General features: G+C 73.0%; 17 protein-coding genes and 1 pseudogene. 11 read left to right on the top strand and 7 right to left on the bottom strand.

The features are described from left to right. The first annotated feature begins 3 nt into the window (after window positions 1–3). A complete protein-coding gene (locus tag BZZ08_RS31485; RefSeq protein WP_104635617.1) occupies window positions 4–756 on the top strand; it encodes a nucleotidyltransferase domain-containing protein in 753 nt (250 codons plus the stop codon). Here BZZ08_RS31485 and BZZ08_RS31480 read toward each other — a convergent pair. Then, window positions 682–1,434 (bottom strand): nucleotidyltransferase domain-containing protein, encoded by a 753-nt coding sequence (locus tag BZZ08_RS31480; protein ID WP_104635616.1) that lies wholly within the window; start codon window positions 1,432–1,434, stop codon window positions 682–684. The genes BZZ08_RS31485 and BZZ08_RS31480 overlap by 75 nt on opposite strands. 22 nt (window positions 1,435–1,456) lie before the next feature. Further along, window positions 1,457–1,861, bottom strand: coding sequence for a Rieske (2Fe-2S) protein (locus BZZ08_RS31475; protein ID WP_104635615.1), 405 nt, complete (start codon window positions 1,859–1,861; stop codon window positions 1,457–1,459). A gap of 147 nt (window positions 1,862–2,008) precedes the next feature. On the opposite strand from BZZ08_RS31475, the gene aroH reads away from it, so the two are divergent. The 5 genes from aroH (at window position 2,009) to der (ending at window position 6,649) form a co-directional block, all read left to right on the top strand. Then, window positions 2,009–2,371, top strand: a complete 363-nt coding sequence (gene aroH / locus BZZ08_RS31470; RefSeq protein ID WP_104635614.1) for a chorismate mutase — start codon at window positions 2,009–2,011, stop codon at window positions 2,369–2,371. Next, window positions 2,368–3,453: a prephenate dehydrogenase gene (locus BZZ08_RS31465; RefSeq protein ID WP_104635613.1), complete on the top strand. Its 1,086-nt coding sequence runs from the start codon at window positions 2,368–2,370 to the stop codon at window positions 3,451–3,453. Before aroH ends, BZZ08_RS31465 begins: the two co-directional genes overlap by 4 nt. A 288-nt stretch (window positions 3,454–3,741) precedes the next feature. Next, window positions 3,742–4,437: a (d)CMP kinase gene (cmk, locus tag BZZ08_RS31460; protein ID WP_104635612.1), complete on the top strand. Its 696-nt coding sequence runs from the start codon at window positions 3,742–3,744 to the stop codon at window positions 4,435–4,437. Next, window positions 4,395–5,096 carry a lysophospholipid acyltransferase family protein gene (locus tag BZZ08_RS31455; RefSeq protein ID WP_446750281.1) on the top strand — a complete coding sequence of 234 codons (702 nt, stop codon included), beginning with the start codon at window positions 4,395–4,397 and terminating at the stop codon, window positions 5,094–5,096. Before cmk ends, BZZ08_RS31455 begins: the two co-directional genes overlap by 43 nt. Before the next feature lie 74 nt (window positions 5,097–5,170). Next, window positions 5,171–6,649 (top strand): ribosome biogenesis GTPase Der, encoded by a 1,479-nt coding sequence (gene der, locus BZZ08_RS31450; RefSeq protein WP_104635610.1) that lies wholly within the window; start codon window positions 5,171–5,173, stop codon window positions 6,647–6,649. Window positions 6,650–6,727: 78 nt separating this feature from the next. On the opposite strand, the gene BZZ08_RS31445 is transcribed toward der, so the two are convergent. Then, a complete protein-coding gene (locus tag BZZ08_RS31445) occupies window positions 6,728–7,021 on the bottom strand; it encodes a hypothetical protein (protein ID WP_104635609.1) in 294 nt (97 codons plus the stop codon). 73 nt (window positions 7,022–7,094) lie between these two features. Beyond that, on the bottom strand, window positions 7,095–7,892 hold the full coding sequence (locus BZZ08_RS31440) for a hypothetical protein (protein WP_104635608.1): 798 nt from the start codon (window positions 7,890–7,892) through the stop codon (window positions 7,095–7,097). Window positions 7,893–8,301: 409 nt separating this feature from the next. Here BZZ08_RS31440 and BZZ08_RS31435 point away from each other — a divergent pair, with 409 nt between their 5' ends. Together BZZ08_RS31435 and BZZ08_RS31430 are read left to right on the top strand one after the other, a co-directional pair. Further along, on the top strand, window positions 8,302–9,147 hold the full coding sequence (locus BZZ08_RS31435; protein WP_104635607.1) for a hypothetical protein: 846 nt from the start codon (window positions 8,302–8,304) through the stop codon (window positions 9,145–9,147). A gap of 333 nt (window positions 9,148–9,480) precedes the next feature. Next, window positions 9,481–9,696 (top strand): I78 family peptidase inhibitor, encoded by a 216-nt coding sequence (locus tag BZZ08_RS31430; protein ID WP_059299754.1) that lies wholly within the window; start codon window positions 9,481–9,483, stop codon window positions 9,694–9,696. A 26-nt stretch (window positions 9,697–9,722) separates the two neighbouring features. Here BZZ08_RS31430 and BZZ08_RS31425 read toward each other — a convergent pair whose 3' ends face one another. Continuing rightward, a complete protein-coding gene (locus BZZ08_RS31425) occupies window positions 9,723–10,742 on the bottom strand; it encodes a phosphatase PAP2 family protein (protein WP_104635606.1) in 1,020 nt (339 codons plus the stop codon). A 238-nt stretch (window positions 10,743–10,980) separates the two neighbouring features. Beyond that, on the bottom strand, window positions 10,981–12,162 hold the full coding sequence (locus BZZ08_RS31420) for a mannosyltransferase family protein (protein ID WP_104635605.1): 1,182 nt from the start codon (window positions 12,160–12,162) through the stop codon (window positions 10,981–10,983). Window positions 12,163–12,420: 258 nt separating this feature from the next. Between BZZ08_RS31420 and BZZ08_RS31415 the strand changes: the two genes are divergently transcribed. Both BZZ08_RS31415 and BZZ08_RS31410 read left to right on the top strand, forming a co-directional pair. After that, a complete protein-coding gene (locus BZZ08_RS31415) occupies window positions 12,421–14,028 on the top strand; it encodes an MFS transporter (protein ID WP_104635604.1) in 1,608 nt (535 codons plus the stop codon). A gap of 183 nt (window positions 14,029–14,211) precedes the next feature. Next, entirely contained in the window at window positions 14,212–15,402 is a 1,191-nt protein-coding gene (locus BZZ08_RS31410) for an acyl-CoA dehydrogenase family protein (RefSeq protein ID WP_104635603.1), read from the top strand. Between the two features lie 49 nt (window positions 15,403–15,451). Here the strand turns inward: BZZ08_RS31410 and BZZ08_RS31405 are convergent, their stop codons facing one another. After that, entirely contained in the window at window positions 15,452–15,892 is a 441-nt protein-coding gene (locus tag BZZ08_RS31405; protein WP_007447969.1) for a cell division protein SepF, read from the bottom strand. A 289-nt stretch (window positions 15,893–16,181) separates the two neighbouring features. On the opposite strand from BZZ08_RS31405, the pseudogene BZZ08_RS39695 reads away from it, so the two are divergent. After that, window positions 16,182–16,496, top strand: a pseudogene (locus tag BZZ08_RS39695) (DUF5685 family protein); the annotation flags it as partial. Window positions 16,497–16,639 lie beyond the last annotated feature (143 nt).

Here is a 16,639-nt window from a genome sequence, read left to right as displayed (position 1 = left end):
CGCATGATCGTCGCCCTGGACATCGACGTGGCACCGGTGGTGGCCGAACAGCCCTTCCCGGTGCTGTTCGCCACCGTCTCCGGCGCCCACCTCTACGGCTTCCCCTCCCGCGACTCGGACGTGGACCTGCGCGGCGTGCACCTGCTGCCCGCCGCCGACCTGGTCGGGCTGCGCGAGCCGGAGGAGACGCGGTCGCGGATGTGGGACCGGGACGGCGTCGAGATGGACCTGGTCACGCACGACCTGCGCAAGTTCGTACGGCTGATGCTCCGCCGCAACGGCTACGTCCTGGAGCAGCTGCTGTCGCCGCTGGTCGTGCACACCACCGACGCGCACCGGGAGCTGGCCGCCCTGGCACCGGGGGTCCTCACCAGCCACCACGCCCACCACTACCGGGGGTTCGCGGGCACCCAGTGGCGTCTGTTCGAGAAGACCGGCCAGCTGAAGCCGCTGCTGTACACCTTCCGGGTGCTGCTCACCGGCATCCACCTGATGCGCGTCGGCGAGGTGCAGCCCCACCTGCCCACCCTCGCCGGAGCGGTGGACGCCGCGCCCGCCTACCTCCCCGAGCTGATCGCGGCCAAGGTCGAGCGCGAGTACGGGGACGCGGGCGTCGACCACGCGCGCGTACGGGCCGACGTGGAGCGGCTGCACGGCGTGCTGGACGAGGCGCAGGGCGCGTCAGCCCTCCCCGACGCCCCGACCGCGTACGACGCCCTGCACGACTTCGTCGTACGGACCCGGCTGGAGCGCTGAGGCGCGGCGGGTGCGGACCAGGAAGTCCTCGACGCGGCGCCGGTCCGGCTCGTCGGGGAGCGGACTGTGCCGGGCGGCGTCCTCGCCCTCCCGCGCCAGGCGGTTCATCCGCGCCTCCACCTCCGGCCAGGGCACCTCGCCGCGCTTCACGGCGAGCAGCGACTCCCGTTCGGCGCCGACGTCGATCGTCAGGACGCCGGTGCGCAGCAGATCGCGGGCGCTGGTCAGGAGCCGCAGCAGGTGCATCGCGTGCTTCCAGCGCGGGGCGCCGTGGGTGCGCACGTCGGCGTCGAGCTTGTGGCGCTGGCCGTGCGCGTAACGGGTGAACGTCTCGTGGGCCCGGCGGGAGAGGAACGCCCCGCGCAGGTCGAGCAGTTCGCGGCCGGTGTCGTCCACGGACTCCACCAGCGGTGAGTGCAGGCACTCCAGGATGTTCGGGTTCGCCCGCAGGGCCAGTTCGCAAAAGCGCTCCAGCTCCCAGCTGAACTGCTCCTGTGCGGGCCCCTCCACGTGCGTCGGCGGCTTGTCGAACCGCCAGTACAGCGCGGTCGGCGCGAGGAAGACGCCCCGGCGGTCCGTGTCGCTGTCCTCCGTCGCCAGACCGAAGGCCCGCGAGCCCATGACGCAGGAGTAGACCGTGTGGTCGCGGACCAGGGACTCGGGGGTCTGGGGGTGCATGGCGGGAGCGTACGCGGGCGGCTCACGCCAGGCGGACCGAATTTCCCCGCACCGTGATCCGCTTGCCGGGCAGCGGCTTCGTGGCCGGACCCCGCACCACCGAGCCGTCGGCCGCGGAGAACCTGCTGCCGTGGCAGGCGCAGTCGATGGTGCCGTCCCGCACGTCCGACACGATGCAGCCCTGGTGGGTGCAGACCGCCGAGAACGCCTTGAACTCGCCCTTCTCCGGCTGGGTCACCACGATCTTCTCTTCGGTGAGGATCTTGCCGCCGGCGATCGGGAGGTCGCCCGTGGCCGTCAGCTCCCGCCCGGGCGAGACGGCCGAGGAGCCGCCGTCACCGCCCTCGTCGCCGCAGCCCGCGCAGAGCGCCACCGCGCCCGCGCCCGTGCAGCTGAGGACCGTACGGCGGGTCGGGATCTGGGTCATGTCGCAACTCCGGGGGGAGGGGGGTTCCAGGCGGCGGGGCCAGCGTCTCAGGAGACGGGCGCCGCGGGCCGGCACGCGGCGGGCTGACTAGGCTGGACGGACCAAGAACCGATACATGCGTCAGCACTGTGAGCAAGGAGCATCGCCGTGGCGGTACGAGCGGTCCGGGGCGCCGTCCAACTGGAGCGGGACGAGGCGGGGCACATGGACGAGCAGGTCGCGGCCCTGCTGACCGCCCTGATGGAGCGCAACGGCCTGAGGGTCGACGACCTGATCAGCCTGTGGTTCACCGCCACCCCCGATCTGCACAGCGACTTCCCGGCCGCCGCGGCCCGCGGGCTCGGCATCACCGACGTGCCGCTGATCTGCGCCCAGGAGCTGGACATCGAGGGCGCCATGCCCCGCGTCGTGCGTGTCCTCGCCCACATCGAGTCGGACCGGCCCCGCGCCGAGATCGCCCACGTCTACCTCGGCGCCGCCGCGGCCCTGCGCAAGGACATCGCCCAGTGAGAACCGCACTCGTCATCGGCACCGGCCTCATCGGGACCTCCGCCGCCCTCGCCCTCACCGGCCGGGGCGTCACCGTCCACCTCGCCGACCACGACCCCGAGCAGGCCCGCACCGCCGCCGCCCTCGGCGCCGGCACCGACGCGGCCCCGGACGGCCCGGTCGACCTCGCGATCGTCGCCGCCCCGCCCGCACTGGTGGCCGACGTGCTCGCCGACGCCATGGCCCGCGGTGCCGCCCGCGGCTACATCGACGTGGCCAGCGTCAAGGGCGGCCCCCGGCGCGAGCTGGAGGCACGCGGCCTCGACCTGTCGGCGTACATCGGCACCCACCCCATGTCCGGCCGGGAGAAGTCCGGTCCGCTGGCCGCCACCGCCGACCTCTTCGAGGGGCGCCCCTGGGTGCTGACCCCGACCCGGGACACCGACACCGAGGTGCTGAACCTGGCCCTGGAGCTGGTCTCGCACTGCCGCGCGGTGCCGGTGGTGATGGACGCGGACGCCCACGACCGCGCCGTGGCCCTCGTCTCGCACATGCCCCACCTGGTCTCCAGCATGGTCGCCGCGCGCCTGGAGCACGCCGAGGAGGCCGCCGTACGGCTGTGCGGGCAGGGCATCCGCGACGTGACCCGGATCGCCGCCTCCGACCCCCGGATGTGGATCGACATCCTCTCCGCCAACCCGGGGCCGGTCGCCGACCTGCTCACCGACGTCGCCGCCGACCTGGAGGAGACGGTGCGGGCCCTGCGCGCCCTGCAGTCCTCCGACGAGGACAAGCGCCGCGAGGGCGGCACCGGCATCGCCGAGGTGCTGCGGCGCGGCAACGCCGGGCAGGTCCGCGTCCCCGGCAAGCACGGCTCGGCCCCGCGGGCCTACGAGACGGTGGCCGTCCTCATCGACGACCAGCCCGGCCAGCTGGCCCGCATCTTCGCGGACGCGGGACGGGCCGGGGTCAACATCGAGGACGTACGGATCGAGCACGCGACCGGGCAGCAGGCGGGTCTGGTGCAGCTGATGGTGGAGCCGAAGGCCGCCGCCGTCCTCACCGCGGCCCTGAAGGAGCGGGGCTGGGCGATCCGCCAGTGAGCGCGGGGCGCCGGACGCCTGTCGGAGGGGTCTCCTGGGCCCGGTAACCTAGGTCCTGTCTGATGATTCCCGCCTGCCCGGCGACGCCTGGCACGCACGCTCGCCGCGTTGCCGAAACGCCCGCGTGGCTCCGCCACGAGGGCGCTCCGGCGCCTTGCGATCGCCCACACCGGATGCCGCCGGGCCCGCCCTCGGGGCGGACGACGGGATTCATCGGACAGGCCCTGTGCGGGACGCGCTCGCGTCCCGCACACCACCCACCGCACCGCACCAGGAAGGTGTCCCCTCGTGGAAAACGGCGCCGCCCCGACCGTCCCGGCCGTGATTGTCGCCATCGACGGCCCCTCCGGCACGGGCAAGTCGAGCACGTCGAAGGCCGTGGCCGCACAGCTCGGTCTGAGCTACCTGGACACCGGTGCCCAGTACCGGGCGATCACCTGGTGGATGGTGACCAACGGCATCGACACCGACGACCCGCACGCCGTGGCCGCCGCGGCCGGCAAGCCCGAGATCGTCTCCGGCACCGACCCGGCCGGTCCGACCATCACGGTCGACGGCGTGGACGTGGCCGGCCCGATCCGTACCCAGGAGGTCACCTCCAAGGTCAGCGCGGTCAGCGCCGTACCGGAGATCCGCGCCCGGATCACCGAGTTGCAGCGCTCCATCGCCGCCGCCGCGCCGCTCGGCATCGTCGTCGAGGGCCGCGACATCGGCACCACCGTGCTGCCCGACGCCGACCTGAAGATCTTCCTCACCGCCTCGGCGGAGGCCCGCGCCGCCCGCCGCAGCGGCGAGCTGAAGGGCGCCGACGTCAACGCCACCCGCGAGGCCCTGATCAAGCGGGACGCGGCCGACTCCAGCCGCAAGACCTCCCCGCTGGCCAAGGCCGGCGACGCGGTCGAGGTGGACACCACCGCCCTCACCCTGCCGCAGGTCATCGAGTGCGTCGTCACCCTCGTCGAGGAGAAGCGGGCGGGGAAGTGACCGCATCCCCCGCGGCGCCCGTCCCCTCCGAGAAGGGCGCAGAGGTCGGCCGGCGCATCGGCGTCGGCCTGATGTACGGGCTGTGGAGGCCGCGCGTGCTCGGCGCCTGGCGGGTGCCCGCCACCGGCCCGGTGATCTACGCCGTCAACCACGCGCACAACATCGACGGCCCGATGGTCATGGGCGTGGCCCCCCGGCCGACGCACTTCCTGATCAAGAAGGAGGCGTTCGTCGGCCCGCTCGGACGGTTCCTGACCGGCATCGGCCAGCTCAAGGTGGACCGCCACTCCACCGACCGCGCCGCCATAGGGCAGGCGCTCGGCGTGCTGGCCGACGGCGGCGTCCTGGGCATCTTCCCGGAGGGCACCCGGGGCGAGGGCGACTTCGCCTCGCTGCGCGCCGGGCTCGCCTACTTCGCGGTGCGCAGCGGCGCCCCGATCGTCCCGGTCGCGGTACTGGGAAGCACGGACCGTCCCGGACGGTTGATAAAGGCGCTGCCCCCGCTGCGCTCCCGCGTGGACGTCGTCTTCGGCGACCCGTTCGACGCGGGCGACGGCAGCGGGCGGCGCACCCGCAAGGCCCTGGACGAGGCCACCGAACGCATCCAGAAGCAGCTCACCGCGCACCTGGAAAACGCCAGGCGCCTCACCGGGCGCTGAGTGACACTTGAGTAGTGGATCACCCGGTACAGGGGTGTTCCACCGATCACCACGATGAACGAGGTACGGACTTCATGAACGACCACATCCACCCCGAGGGCCCGGGCGAGGAGCACGACCACGGGGCGCTCGGCGACGCCGAGTACGCGCAGTTCATGGAGCTGGCCGCCGAAGAGGGCTTCGACGTCGAGGAGGTCGAGGGCGCGATCGAGGAGGCCGGGCACGGCCCGCTGCCCGTCCTCGCCGTCGTCGGCCGCCCCAATGTCGGCAAGTCGACCCTCGTGAACCGCATCATCGGCCGTCGCGAGGCCGTCGTCGAGGACAAGCCCGGCGTCACCCGCGACCGCGTCACCTACGAGGCCGAGTGGGCCGGGCGCCGCTTCAAGGTCGTCGACACCGGCGGCTGGGAGCAGGACGTCCTCGGCATCGACGCCTCCGTGGCCGCCCAGGCCGAGTACGCCATCGAGGCCGCCGACGCGGTCGTCTTCGTCGTGGACGCCAAGGTCGGCGCCACCGACACCGACGAGGCGGTCGTCCGGCTGCTGCGCAAGGCCGGCAAGCCCGTCGTGCTGTGCGCCAACAAGGTCGACGGCCCGAGCGGCGAGGCCGACGCCTCCTACCTGTGGTCGCTGGGCCTGGGCGAGCCGCACCCGGTCTCCGCGCTGCACGGCCGCGGCACCGGCGACATGCTGGACCGGGTCCTGGAGGCCCTGCCCGAGGCCCCGGCCCAGACCTTCGGCACCGCCGTCGGCGGCCCGCGCCGCATCGCCCTGATCGGCCGCCCCAACGTCGGCAAGTCCTCGCTGCTGAACAAGGTCGCGGGCGAGGAGCGCGTCGTCGTCAACGAACAGGCCGGCACCACCCGCGACCCGGTCGACGAGCTGATCGAACTGGGCGGCGTCACCTGGAAGTTCGTCGACACGGCGGGCATCCGCAAGCGCGTCCACCTCCAGCAGGGCGCCGACTACTACGCCTCGCTGCGCACCGCCGCCGCCGTCGAGAAGGCGGAGGTCGCCGTCATCCTCATCGACGCCTCCGAGTCGATCTCGGTCCAGGACCAGCGGATCGTCACCATGGCCGTCGAGGCGGGCCGCGCCATCGTCGTCGCCTACAACAAGTGGGACACCCTCGACGAGGAGCGCCGCTACTACCTGGAGCGGGAGATCGAGACGGAGCTGGGCCAGGTGGCCTGGGCGCCGCGGGTCAACGTCTCGGCGCAGACCGGGCGGCACATGGAGAAGCTCGTCCCGGCGATCGAGACCGCCCTCGCGGGCTGGGAGGCCCGGGTCCCGACGGGCCGGCTGAACGCCTTCCTCGGCGAGCTGGTCGCCGCCCACCCGCACCCCGTGCGGGGCGGCAAGCAGCCGCGCATCCTCTTCGGCACCCAGGCGGGCACCAAGCCCCCGCGGTTCGTGCTCTTCGCCTCCGGCTTCATCGAGGCGGGCTACCGGCGCTTCATCGAGCGCCGGCTGCGCGAGGAGTTCGGTTTCGAGGGAACGCCGATCCACATCTCGGTGCGGGTGCGCGAGAAGCGCGGCGCGAAGAAGAAGTAGGACCGCCCCGGGGACACCCGGTGACGTGTGAGGGGCGCCCCGGCCGGGGGCGCCCCTCACACGTCGGTCGTACGGCGGTCAGGTGCCGGACCGCGGGGCCGGTGGCAGCGCCGCCGGGACGTGGTGCGTGCCGCCGACACGCTGCCACACCGAGTGCTGGCCGACGCGGGCGCTCTGGGCCCCCGCGCTGTAGGCGCTGTAGCCGCCTCTGCCGCGCGGGATGCTCCTGAAGGCCGTGAATCCGAGCTCCTCCTCACCGCTGCGATCCCCCGGCAGCGATCGGAAGGACCTGACGTACTCGGCGTAGAGCGCGTCGTAGATCGGCGTGGTCGAGGGGCCGCCGTGGCGGTGGAAGGCGTCGTATGCGTACACGTATGTCCAAACGACCCCGCGGTGGAAGGGATGCGGCCCAGGTGACGGCCGTCCGGCAGCCGCGTGAACCGGCTCAGATCCCCGCCAGCGGCAGCGCCGCCGCGACCAGCTGCCCGTTCGCCGCCGCCTTGTCCAGCGCGTCGCGCAGCAGGTCCTCGCGCGGCTGCCGGCCGATCGACCCGACGGGCGCCGCGAACATCAGCACCTGCTGGTGCTTGTTGGCCGCCGTGCGCCACCCCTCGGTGACCTGGAGCGGCTGGTGCGCCTGCCACCAGGCCACCGGCCGGCCGCCGTTCGTCCCGGGCTGGAGCACCGCGTGCAGCTGGCCCATGGCGAGCAGGACCGACCAGCCGTGCAGCACGGCCGGCGCGGACGCCAGCTCGGTGACCGGCATGAAGCCCTGCTCGATCAGCAGCGGCAGGAAGTCGTCGCCGGCGTCGGCCGTGCCGGGCCGTGCGATGGGGGCGGTCGGCTCCACCACGAGGGCCGGGTGCAGCTCCCCGGCGATCAGGATCAGCCCGCTGGTGACACCGAGCACGGCCTGCTCGGGCGCGGCCTTCTCCGGGGCGGCGGGAGCGGGCCCGGAGCGGGCCTGGTCGGCGCTGATCGACCGCACCGCGCCCTGGAGCTGCTCCTCGGTGACCTTGACCACCTGCGAGGGCAGGCAGCCCGCGTGGGCGAAGGCGAGCACGGCGGTCTCGTCCCCGATGAACAGGACGGTGCTGGTGCGCTCCTGCTCGCAGTCGCCCGGGGTGCGGCAGGACGTGCAGTCGTAGCTGCCCGGGGCGGACTCCCCGGCCAGCAGGCGGTCGGCTTCTTCGTCGCCGATCTCGGCGCGTACGTCGTCGCTGACGTCGAGCATGCGCGGCACGGGTGGCTCCCTCGGGATGCGGTGCGTGGCCGGACCGGGTGGCTCCCGGGCCGTGGTCCGGGCGGGTCCCCGGCTCATGCAAGGACAACGGGGGACCGGTGGCGGGAGTCACGCCCCACGGCCGACGGAATCGAACCATGCGACGCACGCGACCGCCCGAGGGCCGGGATCGTCGGCATCGGCCCAAGTGGGGTGCCACGCACCGGGGTTGGGCCGCTGGGACGGAGCCGTTCGCCCGGCCCGTGAATCGACAAATCATGAAATCAGTGAATGAACCGGATGACTGGAAAGAGCGGTCGTCGGGCGCCCGTCCCCGTCGTGACCACATCGCAATCGGACACGGACAACCAGAAGGCAGGGTTCCGGGTCTAACCGGACGACGAGAAGTCCAGGGGAGGAACCGCACCGCATGACGCCGCCGGCCGCACCGGCCGCCCCGCTGCGCGCCGACTGCATCGGCGACTCCGCGGGCGGCCTGACCTTCGACGTCGCCGCGCGCGGAAAGACCGGGGCGGCCCTGCTCGTCCTGCGCCGCCGCGTCCCCGAGGCCGCCGGCGCCGACCCGGCGGACACGGTCAGCCTCCCGCTGGCCCCGGCGGCGGAGGGCCGGCTGCGCGCCGCGCTGCCCAGCAGTGTGTCCCTGCCCGAGGGCCGCTGGGACGCCTACGCCCGTCTGTCCGACGGCCGGCCGCGGCGGCTGGTGCCCGGCGTCACCGATCTGCGCTCCCTGGCCGAGCGCACGCCCAGCGGACTGCTCGGCCACGTCGCCGTCCGCATCCCGTACGCCACCCGGCAGGGCAACCTCACCGTCCGCAGCTGGCTGCGCGCCCCGCACGCCGAGGCGGTGGACCTGCGCCTCGCGAGCGGCGGCCTGACCGTACGGGGGCGCGTGTACGGCACCCAGCTCGTGCCCGGGGCGGACGCCGAGCTGCGCGCCCGGCCCGGCGACGGAGCGGGTGGCGCGGACGGTTCCGGCGTGCGCCGGGTGGACGTCGCCGCCGAGCGGACGGAGTTCGCCTTCACCGTGCCCTACGACGGCCTGGCACCGGGCCTGTGGGACCTGTGGCTGCGGCCCGCCGGTGGCTCCGGGCCGGTGGTGCGGCTCGCCCGGCTGCTGGACGACATCGCCGACAAGAACCCGGTGTTCACGTTTCCCCGCGCGCGGGTGCGGACGCCGCACGGCCCCGTGGCGGCCGGGCCGTACTACACCCGGGACAACGACCTGTCGCTCGCCGTCGCCCCGCTGGAAGCCTGACCGCATGTCCGATGTTCGATTCATGTAAGGGATCCGGGGCTCTTCCGCGAGGACGCGCGCACGTCCGTTCGGGAGCGTTCGGACACGGAATGCGGCGCGTCACCGGGGCGCCCCGAGCGCCTTTTCCGTCCACTTATTCGACGGAGTACCGCGACTCGCGGGAATTCACCTCGGCCGCCCGTGGAAGCCGCACAAATCCGTCCGTCCGTGTGAACGAGTTCCGGCAAAACGCGCAGCGTGATCCTGTGACAGAAATGTGACCGTAGGTGCATCTGTGGCCCGTGTTACCGGCTCGGGCTTCCCCGCTCCCTGAGCAGGGCATAGCGTGGCGGCATGGCACCGATTCCGACACCCCCGGCCGAGCCCCAGGACAGTCCGGACACCTACGTCGGCCTCGATTCCGACGCGGCCGAGCGGCAGGCGCGCGAGCGCGGCTGGTCGACGGTGCGGTCCCTGGCGCCCGGCACGGTCATCACCATGGAGTACCGCGTGGGCCGCCTCAACTTCGAGGTGAAGGACGGCCGCGTGTCCCGGGCCTGGAAGGGCTAGGACCGGTCCACCGGTCCTGACCCCGGTCAGCCGCCCGACAGGGGGCGCGCGGCCGGGGCTGTGTTGCGCGGGTGGCGGTCGGCGTGCGGCGGCCGGCGGCTGCCGGCCGGGGTCACGGGCGTACGGTCCGAGCGGGCCGTGTGCGGGCCCGGGGCCAGGTACACCGGGGCCCGGGCGGTGTGCGGCGCGGCGACCGGCTCGCGGGCCGGTGTCTCCGGCCGTCCGGAGCCTGCCGGGGCGACGGGTACGGGCCGGCCGACCGGCCGCTTCGTCGCCCGCTCGCGGCCCAGGCGGGCGTACCCGCGGTCGCGCAGGCCCAGGATCCAGGCCTCCGCGCGGGTGATCAGCGGTTCGACCCAGGGGAGCGCCAGCAGGATCAGCAGCCCCGCCGCCCAGCCGAGGAGCACGTCGCTGAGCCAGTGCGTACCGAGGTAGACGGTGGACATGCCCACCCCGAGCGAGGTGACCGCGGACAGCGCGGACAGCCAGCGCCGGGCGCGGTGCGTCGAGGCCAGGTAGGCGAGGATGCCCCAGGTCACGACGGCGTTCGCGGTGTGACCGCTCGGAAATATATCGCCGCCGAGCCACATCTCGTTGGCGCCGATCGTGGTCGCGTAGTGCGGTCCCAGCCGGCCCATGCCGTACTTGGCGGCGCCGACCGTGATGTTCAGCAGGAGCAGTGAGACGCCGAGCGCCAGCAGCGGACGCAGGGTGTGCTGCCGCCAGGAGCGCCAGCCGAGCCAGGCCGCGACCATCACGGCGGTGGGGCCGCGCTGGCCGAGCACCACGTAGTAGTCGACGAACGCGTGGATCTCCGGCCACTGCTGGTAGGGCCTGAAGAACATGACCTGCCAGTCGAGCCGGACCAGCCACGAGCTGATCACTACGGCCCACACGATCGCGAGGTAGAACGCGAGGGTCCCGGCGAACAGCGCGAACCTGTGCCGGGACATCTCCGGCACGTCCAGGAGCTCCGGTCGTTCCGGCTCCCGGTCCAGTCTCGCGAACACCCGGTCCAGACGGGTGGGCTTCCGTTCGGTACGCACCCAATCGACGTTACAGCGAGTGAGGAGTGATCCCGGCCGAATCAACGGCTTTGTGATGACGATGTGATGTGGGATTCCTCTCAGGTGACGCCTTATTTCCGGGTAATCCGTAATCCCGTCCGGTCGCGGACTTCAATTCCTTTGATCTGTCCGGTCGGCGGTTTTATCGTGCTTATGAATTCGTTCACCGAATGCTGGTACGGAATTGTCCCGGCGGTCATCGGGCGGCCCCCGGCGGTCAGGGCGGGCCGGAGCCGTTCAGCCAGAAGGCCCCGTAGACCGCCGACGCCGCCGCGACGGCGCACACGACCGCCGCCGCCCTGGCGGTGCGCAGCCGGGCCAGGCCCAGGGCCAGGGGGAACAGCAGCGGGAACGCGGGCAGCAGCAGCCGGGGCTTGGAGCCGAAGTAGCTCGACGCGCACAGGGCGAGCACGGTGACGATCCCCGCGTACACCAGGAGCGGCAGCGGCTGGCGCTGCCGCACGCACACCACGTACAGCCAGGCCAGCAGCGCGACCCCGACGATCAGCCCGACGCCCGCCAGCGCCGCCGGGAACGACGTGAACTTCGCCGCGACGAAGCGGGCGAAGGCCACGCCCCCGTCGAAGCCGTTGCGCCAGCCGGCCTGCACGTCGAGATAGCCGAGCGGGCCCTTGCCGGTGCGGTGGCCGACCCACAGGACGTAACCGGCGGCGCCCAGGGGTGCGAGCAGCATGCCGAGCAGGTGCCGAGCGCCCAGGGCGCCGCCGGGACCGTCCTCGCCCCGGCTCCGCACGAACGCCGTGATCACGGCCGCCCACACCGCCGCCGTCACCGCGAGCCCGACCGGGCGGGTCAGCCCGGCCAGCGCGGCCAGTGTCCCGGCCGTCACCCAGCGCCCGGTCAGCACCGCGTACAGCGACCAGGCGGCCAGCGCCGTGAACAGGGACTCGCTGTACGCCATCGACTGCACGATCCCGACCGGCAGCACGGCCCACAGCAACGCCGCGCACACGCCCGCGCGCGGGCCGTACACGTGGTCCGCCACCGCGAAGATCCCCCAGGCCGCGGCGAGCGAGGCGAGCAGGGAGACGACGAATCCGGCGTCGGCGTACGACAGGGGCGTCACCGCCGCGCCGAGCCGCTCCAGCCAGGGCAGCAGCGGGAAGAAGGCCAGGTTGGAGTGCACGTCACCGTTGGGCAGCCGCACCTCGTAGCCGTATCCCAGCTCGGCGACCCTGGTGTACCAGAGCGAGTCCCAGCGGGCCGTCAGCAGCGGGTACGCGCTCTTGTCGCGCGCCGCGCTCCACAGGGCCAGGGCGAGCAGGCCCAGGGCGCGCACGGCCGCGTAGCCGAGGAGCGCCGGGGCGGCCCGGCGCAGGGCATCGGACGGACCCGGGGCGCCGGGGCGGCCCGCGGTGCGCGTTTCAAGATCGGTCACGGGCTCGATTATCTGCCGTGCGCCGGGTCGGCCGTCCCGGCGGGGCGGACGGGACGGTGGCCGCAGTGGCGCACGCCACACGGGTGACGCGGGATGTGTGAGGCCCGCCACGTGTGCCGTGCCCGGTCTCGCGTACTCTGGCGAGTCACTCGCGTTCCGTTGCACGGCCCGGAGCCCCCGCTCCTCTCCGGCCGAGCCGCAGGGGAGTCCCCACCCCACGGCCCGCCGGACGCGAGGGAACATCTTGGAGGTACGTACATGTCCGGGACGACCACGGCTGCCGCGCCGCGCCGCCGGGCGGCCGGGGCCGGTGCCAACCGCTGGGTGGTCCTGGTCGTCCTCTGCGTCAGCCTGCTCCTCGTCGCCGTCGACGCGACCGTGCTGCACGTGGCGGTCCCCGCCGTCACCGAGGACCTCAGGCCCGGCGCCATCGAACTGCTCTGGATCGTCGACGTCTATCCGCTCGTCTGCGCCGCGCTGCTGATCCTCTTCGGCACGCTGGGCGACCGGGTGGGCCGCAGACGGGTCCTGCTGCTCGGCTACGCCCTCTTCGGCGTCGCCTCCGCGCTCGCGGCGCTCGCCGAGACCGCCCAGGTGCTGATCGCGGCCCGTGCGCTGCTCGGCGTCGGCGGCGCCATGATCATGCCGGCGACCCTGTCGATCCTGCGGCAGGTCTTCCCCGACCGGCGGGAGCGGGCGCTGGCCATCGGCATCTGGAGCGCCGTGGCCGCGGTGGGCGCGGCGGTCGGTCCGCTGCTCGGCGGCTTCCTGCTGGAGCACTTCTGGTGGGGCTCGGTCTTCCTCGTCAACATCCCGCTGATGCTGGTCAGCCTGCCGGTGGGGCGGCTGCTGCTGCCCGAGTCGAAGGGCGACGGCCGCGGGCCCTGGGACGTGGTCGGCGCGCTGATGGCGGCGGGCGGACTGTTCGGCGTCGTCCTGGGAGTGAAGCGGCTGGGCGGCGGGGAGCCGGTGGTGAGCGTGCTCACCGTGCTGCCGCTGGTGCTGGGCGCGCTGCTGCTGGCGGGCTTCGTGCGGCGGCAGCGGAGGCGCACGTATCCGCTGGTGGACCTCGCGATGTTCCGGCGGCCGGCGTTCAGCACGTCGGTGGGGTGCATCGTGCTGGCCATGCTGGCGCTGGTGGGACTCGAGCTGATCGCGGCGCAGTACCTGCAACTGGTGCTCGGGCTGTCCCCGCTGGAGACCGGGCTGCGGCTGCTGCCGCTGACCTTCGCGGCGATGGCGGCGGGGCTCGCGGGCGCGCGGCTGCTGCGGCGCTTCGGGCCGCGGCGGATGGTGTGCGCGGGGTTCTGCCTGACCGCCTTCGCGGTGCTGCTGCTGACGGCGATGGGCCGGGCCGACGACTGGGCGCTGCTGCTGACCGGGTTCGTGCTGCTCGGCTTCGGTCTGGAGACGACGCTGTTCGGGGCGTACGAGTCGATGCTGAGCGAGGCGCCGCAGGAGCAGTCGGGTGGGGCGGCGGCGATCGGCGAGACCTCGTACCAGCTGGGAGCCGGGATCGGTATAGCCCTGCTGGGCAGCGTGATGAACGCGGCGTACACGCCCGGGCTGGCGGGGGGCGTGCCCGGGGTGCCGGGGTCGGCGTCGGTGGCGGCGGGGCATTCGCTGGGGGAGGCGTACGAGGTCGCCGCGCAACTCGGGGGGCCCGCGGGGGTGGCGTTGCGGCGGGCCGCGGGGGATGCGTTCGTGCACGGGCTGCATGTGACGTTGCTGGTGAGTGCGGGGTTGTTGGTGCTGGGGGCGGTGATGGCGTTGCGGCTGCCGAGGGTGATGCAGTGCGAGGAGGTTTCCGTGCCTGCGCCGCGGGATGCGGTGAAGTCCCCGTCCCAGTCCCGTGTCTCGGTGTGACCCCACGGTCTCCCCTCACGCACCACCCGTTCGCCGTCGGGGTGGGCGTCGCCCGTGGGTGGTCGAGGAGCGTCGGCGGCCGCGGAAGGCGGGCATGGTGGACGTGTGGGGCCGGGCATCGTAACGTCGGCACCGAGAGCCGTGACTAGCGGCGCTAGTTTTAGAGTCCCGGAGGGTGTCCCCATGGCCGCGTCCCCCAAGCCCGCGTTCGATCCCACCGACCCCCTCGGCATCGACGACCTGCTCGAACCGGAGGATCTCGCGGTCCGGGACACCGTGCGGAACTGGGCCGCCGACCGCGTGCTGCCGTACGTCGCCGACTGGTACGAGAAGGGCGAGCTGCCCGGGATCGGGGAGCTGGCGCGCGAGCTCGGTTCCCTCGGCGCGCTCGGCATGTCCCTGGAGGGGTACGGCTGCGCCGGGGCGAGTGCCGTCCAGTACGGGCTGGCCTGTCTTGAGCTGGAGGCGGCCGACTCCGGCATCCGCTCCCTGGTCTCCGTGCAGGGCTCCCTCGCCATGTACGCCATGCACCGCTTCGGGAGCGAGGAGCAGAAGCAGACGTGGCTGCCCCGCATGGCCGCCGGTGAGGTCATCGGGTGCTTCGGGCTCACCGAGCCCGACCACGGGTCCGACCCGGCCAACATGCGCACCCGTGCCAAGCGCGAGGGCGGCGGGGACTGGGTGCTCAACGGGCGCAAGATGTGGATCACCAACGGCTCGGTGGCCGGGGTCGCCGTCGTCTGGGCGCGGACCGAGGAGGGGATCCGCGGCTTCGTCGTGCCGACCGACAGCGCCGGGTTCTCCGCCCCCGAGATCAAGCACAAGTGGTCCCTGCGGGCCAGCGTCACCAGCGAGCTGGTCCTCGACGACGTACGGCTGCCCGCCGACGCGGTACTGCCGGAGGTGACCGGACTGCGCGGACCGCTCAGCTGTCTGTCGCACGCCCGTTACGGGATCGTCTGGGGCTCGATGGGCGCGGCGCGCAGCTCCTTCGAGGCGGCCCTGGAGTACGCGAAGTCGCGGGAGCAGTTCGGGCGGGCCATCGGCGGCTTCCAGCTGACCCAGGCCAAGCTCGCCGACATGGCGGTCGAACTGCACAAGGGGATCCTGCTCGCCCATCACCTGGGGCGGCGCATGGACGCCGGCCGGCTGCGTCCCGAGCAGGTCAGCTTCGGCAAGCTCAACAACGTGCGCGAGGCCATCGACATCTGCCGCACGGCCCGTACGATCCTCGGCGCCAACGGGATCTCCCTCGAATACCCCGTGATGCGGCACGCGACGAACCTGGAATCGGTGCTCACCTACGAGGGCACCGTCGAGATGCACCAGCTGGTGCTCGGCAAGGCGCTCACCGGGCTCGACGCCTTCCGGTAGGAGGCGCCCCGGCGAGCGGGGGAGCGGGGCCGTGGTGTGCGGCCCCGCCTCAGCTCTGGTTGAAGAAACCGTCGGAACGGTGTGCGGCGGGCTCGCCGCTGATGACCTGGGTGTCGGCCGGGCTCAGCAGGAACACCCGGGTGGACACCCGCTCGATCGAACCGCGCAGGCCGAAGATGAGCCCGGCCGCGAAGTCGACCACGCGCTTGGCGTCGGTCCCCTCCATGGCCGTCAGGTTCACGATGACCGGGACCCCGTCCCGGAACAGCTCACCGATGGCCCGTGCGTCCCGGAAGCTGTCCGGGGTGACCGTCGCGATGCGGCGGCCCTTCTCCTCGGCCACGTCCGAGGCCACCTTGACCCGCGGGTCCGTGACCCAGGCGTCCCCGGGCTGCTCGGTGCCCTCGGAGTAGTCGTCGTCGTAGTAACGCTCGTCATCGTTGTCGTCGACGAGGCCGAGCCACGCACTCGCCTTGCGTACCGATCCCATGGACGCCTCCTCTCACAGCGGGCTTTCGTGCTTCCGCATCCCTATGGTCATCCATGATGCGGACGTCGCGCCAAGTGGATAGACGCCGCGCGGGGGGTTTGTGACGGTACTGGTGCACAGCGGATCCGTCGAGAGTCCTTGTGTCCCAAGGGTCGTTTCCCAAACGGCTGCTGACTGTGAGTGAAATATGATTCTTCACGGCACACGGGTGAGAGAGGGTGCGTACGGGTGATGGCGGCAGTCGGTACGATGCCGCAGCTCAGCGTCGTACCAACCACGGGGGAGTGTCGTGTTCGGAATCGTCAGGCCGTGCAGGCACCGGCTCGGAGAGAGCCTCACGAGCCAGTGGATGGCTCATTTGTGCGGGTTGTGCCTCGCACTGCGCAAGGACCACGGACAGTTCGCACGGATCGTGACGAACTATGACGGGCTGCTCATATCGGTTTTGACGGAGGCTCAGGCCGAGCGGGGCGGTGCGGGCGCCGGGCGGCGCACCGCCGGGCCCTGTCCGCTGCGCGGGATGCGCACCGCGTCCGTCGCGCACGGTGAGGGGGCCCGGCTCGCGGCGGCCGTCTCCCTGGTGCTGGCCTCGGCCAAGGTGCGTGCCCTGCGCTTCCCACCCCGCCTGCTGTGCCGGCCGCGTGGCCCGGGCGGGCGGCGAGGAGGCCCCCCCCGGCCCCGCCCCCCCCCCTGCGGCCCCCCCCGAACCCGCCGGAGCCGCGCCCCCCCCCCGCTCCCCCCCCCACC

The organism is Streptomyces sp. MH60 (genome assembly GCF_002939385.1).
Lineage (GTDB): Bacteria > Actinomycetota > Actinomycetes > Streptomycetales > Streptomycetaceae > Streptomyces.
The sequence above is the reverse complement of the archived record's forward strand: the minus strand, read 5'-3'. Positions and strand labels throughout refer to the sequence as shown.